At 41.1% G+C, this 3,795-nt stretch carries 4 protein-coding genes; all 4 read right to left on the reverse strand.

All coding sequences use genetic code 11. From position 1 onward, the window contains the following. Positions 1-106 precede the first annotated feature (106 nt). The 4 genes from F6K37_RS34365 to F6K37_RS34380 all read right to left on the reverse strand — a co-directional run bounded on the left by F6K37_RS34365 (position 107) and on the right by F6K37_RS34380 (position 3,649). A complete protein-coding gene (locus F6K37_RS34365; RefSeq protein ID WP_287255271.1) occupies positions 107-343 on the reverse strand; it encodes a hypothetical protein in 237 nt (78 codons plus the stop codon). A gap of 668 nt (positions 344-1,011) precedes the next feature. Further along, complete coding sequence (locus tag F6K37_RS34370; RefSeq protein WP_287255273.1) at positions 1,012-2,283, reverse strand: RNA-guided endonuclease InsQ/TnpB family protein; 1,272 nt, start codon at positions 2,281-2,283, stop codon at positions 1,012-1,014. Between the two features lie 424 nt (positions 2,284-2,707). After that, positions 2,708-3,109: a hypothetical protein gene (locus tag F6K37_RS34375; RefSeq protein ID WP_287255275.1), complete on the reverse strand. Its 402-nt coding sequence runs from the start codon at positions 3,107-3,109 to the stop codon at positions 2,708-2,710. Between the two features lie 36 nt (positions 3,110-3,145). Next, entirely contained in the window at positions 3,146-3,649 is a 504-nt protein-coding gene (locus F6K37_RS34380; RefSeq protein ID WP_353838850.1) for a zinc ribbon domain-containing protein, read from the reverse strand. Between the last annotated feature and the right edge of the window lie 146 nt (positions 3,650-3,795).

Here is a 3,795-nt window from a genome sequence, read left to right on the forward strand (position 1 = left end):
TATTTTTAAGGCTTTTTGAAGTATTGTTTTTTGCTCTTGTGTCAGATAATTTTTTGCTGGCATATTTCCTATTATTGGGTTATTTATTAATTTTTATTATACCAATTTAAATGCCGAACAGCTTACCACTATTTTTGAATGTCTCCTCTGTAAGCTGAATTAACCTGTCTCTAGGATTGCCAAAACTGACCTTTGATTGACGCAGACTGTCAATAGCTTCTGCTCCTATACCCAGTTTTGTTCCACCAACTAACGGACTTTCCCACTTTTGTACTTCTTGAAACAGCTCAGATAATAAATCCTCGGCCTCTTGTAAATTAGGAGGGGATAGTTCATTGGTCATCTTAGGCATCATTTAAATATTACTCAAAACTTGAATAAGTCTTATCAATCAAAGCTGTTAAAATTATAGCTCTAGCAAAAAAAAATTATAAATATAGCATTTACAAATAGATCATGAAACCAAATGCTGATGTCTCAAAACACCAAAAACTCCTCCTAGATATTTCATACTGATCCGAAGATCCATTTATCACTTCTATGTTTACATCTCAAATAAAAATGTTATATACCCACAATTTTTTTTTAGCCACAAGATAATTTGTACACAATTTTTATTCACTTCGGCTGAATAACCCTTGGTGGAATAGGATTCAATAAATTGACGTCAGCAAATTTGAGGTAATTTCGTTTACCTCGACCGTGACTATTATTACGGATATGGGTTGATTGGCATTTAGGACATTTCGTTTCCTAGTTTTCTCAATCATCCCGCAATGATGCAACCCCAAATTAGGATATATTCTAGCATACCCTGTAAAAAATTCCTCCCGCGCTCTACCGTAACGTCAGCATCGGGAGGAATTTGAGCGGAATAATTAAATTGAGGCTATAGGGTAAGAATTAAACAACGTTTAACTCGTGTTCGCCACACTCGCCTACCCCAAAGTTAGCTATTTCCCTCTATAACTAAAACGATCTCACCAGGGAGTTTGTGACATTTTTTTCCACTTAGAGTCCTGTTTTAAGAACTTCCGCCGGTGACATACTCCCACACTGTAATCTACGATTCAGTGTGGGCTTCTTCCCAGCTCCACCTATCGGTTCGGATATTCGGGAAGCTTTACTTCTGACGGGATGCCCCACCGCCAATTTCAATATATTGATCGCCGCATTCACATCACGATCTTCTGTGTATCCACAGTGAGGACAAGAATGAATGCGGTCTTTCAACTTTTTAGGTACTTTTGTTCCGCAATTAGAACAGTTTTGACTGGTGTTTCGGGGATTTACTGCAACTGTAACCAAACCAGCATTTTCGGCTTTGTTTGATAGTATTGACAAAAACTGACCCCACCCAGCATCAAGGATAGATTTAGCCATTTTAGTTTTGACCAAACCTTTAATGTTTAACTTCTCATGAGCAATTAAGTCATGGTTGTCTAACAAGCTTTTAGCGGTTTTAAAATGAAAGTCTTTTCTAGTATCAGCAACTTTTTTGTGAGCTTTCCCTAGTTTGTTTACAGCTTTCTTCCGATTGTTGCTTCCTTTTTTAGATCTACTAACAGCTTTTTGGATCTTTTTTAGTCGCTTTTGAGCTTTCCGATAGTATTGAGGTATTGGCACTTCAGCGCCATCAGACTTGATCAAAAAGGATTTGAGACCCATGTCTATCCCAACAGGACTGGAAGCGCTATCGACTGGGATAATATCCGGAACAGAATTATCTTGGACAGATAGCGTAACATAGTACCCGTCTGCTTTTTGGGTTATAGTAGCTGTTTTTATCTTGAATCCTTCTGGAATAGGTCGATGATAAATCATCTTAACTTTTCCAAACTTAGGAAGGGTTAAGATATTGCCGCTTATGGGACTTTTAGAGAGAGACGGAAAGGTAAAAGACTTGTACCTGTTTTTCCCTTTAAATCGAGGTCTTCCACTTTTTTTTCCATTGCTGTCGCCCTTTAGAAAACGCTTAAAAGCCAAGTCCACTCTTTTAACGCAGTCTTGTAGGACTTGAGACTGGACTACCTTATACCAAGGTCTATCTTTCTTTAGCTGAGGGAGAGTTTTCTTCTGGGAAAAATAATCAGGATTATTTCTTAGATCTGGCAAATGGCAGACAAGAGGACAGGAATTAATAGAGCAGCGATTCTGTTCGTACCAGCTAAATCTGTCGGCAAGTAGGTAGTTGTATTGATGGCGAAGCATGTCCAGCCATTTTTCTATCTCTGCTTCTTGTGACTTAGTCAACCTTAGCCGGTACTGATACGCCAATCTCATTGTTGCAATCTCCTGCTTTTCGACCTATCATCATGATAGCATAAGTATTTACATATGTCAATTCAAAATGAAAGACAAAAACTTAATGATTAGACTTACCAGTTTTGAAAAAAGGCAGCTTCAACAGGAAGCTGATCGTAGAGGGATGACTTGCTCCGAATTATTGAGGAGTTTAATAGCTCGTTTCCCTGAACCCAAAGACTCTGTGTAAAATTCATCCCGGAGATGAAACCTGTTTATTAGGGCAGCCTTAATCATAAAGTTTTAACCAAAGGTGCGCTTTCCGTAGGCGAATTAAATTCGCCACGGGTCGCACCTCTTTTACGCATAGCCGATCCACCCTAAAGGCTGCCCTATTCTTGCGGATACTTCTGACTACGCTCATGCTTGCGGATTGAGACGTGGGGCTTCTTTTACCGGACAGCTAAAATCTGGGGCCAGGTTCAAACAGATTAGCCACTTTAAATTCTGTCGCTCCCACTTCCGACAGCGAGAACTCAATCCGGTAGGGACGGGAAACACCTTTACAAAAATCCGGTTTCAGGCGGATGAAGGTAACAATGGGAGGCTGGGATTTTGCCAATATGGTTGTGAAGTCCTCTTTCTGCGTGCAGCCGTTGCTCGTCACTACGATTGTGACACCTTTTTCAGTAATGTGTATTCCATGCAATGGTTCTACCGTTGCTGCTAAAGCCGTGGGAGCTGTGGCACAGAATACTGCCACTGCGGCAAACAGCAGGGTCGCCAGACCGAGTGCCAGTCTTGAGAGTGCTTTCTTCAACGGAAGAGCAGCTGGCTTGAAGCGGTTGAATGGTGTATTTAGCATGATTTGAACTCTCCACGGGTTGAAACCGCGTGGATTCTAAGCTGATATCACTTCGCGGGTTGAAACCACGCGAAGTGATGCTTCACGATACGATCTAGATAGTGAATCAAAATTGTACCGTTGTGGCAGGTTCAAAGCTGCTCTACCGACCTCGACTAGGTTAATTCCTAGCTGTGTCGCTACTTTGCGCAAAATGTTACAGGCTCCATTGCAGTCGGCGTTGATCAATTCGCCTTTTCCGGACTTGTAAAGTCCACGCCTAACTCTTCTCCCAGTCTCTTTCCACCCCTGGGGTTTTGCACCAAGTGTAGGCAGAATATCGCGGTCTAAAAAGCTAGCCTTACTGGTATAACTTTCCTCTGTTTCAACAAATTTAATGCCGTGTTCAGCGCATAACTGTTCTATTCGGCTTTTTAATTTAGCAGTAGGTATTTGGACAAAGTTTTGGTTGTTCTTTTTTCCAATATTGATACTGTCTTTGTTACGCTTATTCCAGCCAAATGCTATCGTACTGACTTGATTCCTCAGACACCAGTTAATTACAAACCTAGCTGCTTTATTTAGTTAGAGTCGATGCCTAGGTATTACCCTAGGGCACCTCTCCTTCAGAACTGGACGTGAAAGTTTCCCCTCATCCAGCTCCTAGATATCCTAGTCCTTCGACTTGCTCCAGTGGAGTTGTTGGT

The organism is Moorena sp. SIO4E2 (genome assembly GCF_010671945.1).
GTDB lineage: Bacteria > Cyanobacteriota > Cyanobacteriia > Cyanobacteriales > Coleofasciculaceae > Moorena > Moorena producens.

Coding starts and splice junctions, on each gene's coding strand:
- F6K37_RS34365 (WP_287255271.1), bottom strand. CDS start 343: ATGACCAATGAACTATCCCCTCCTAATTTACAAGAGGCCGAGGATTTA.
- F6K37_RS34370 (WP_287255273.1), bottom strand. CDS start 2,283: ATGAGATTGGCGTATCAGTACCGGCTAAGGTTGACTAAGTCACAAGAA.
- F6K37_RS34375 (WP_287255275.1), bottom strand. CDS start 3,109: ATGCTAAATACACCATTCAACCGCTTCAAGCCAGCTGCTCTTCCGTTG.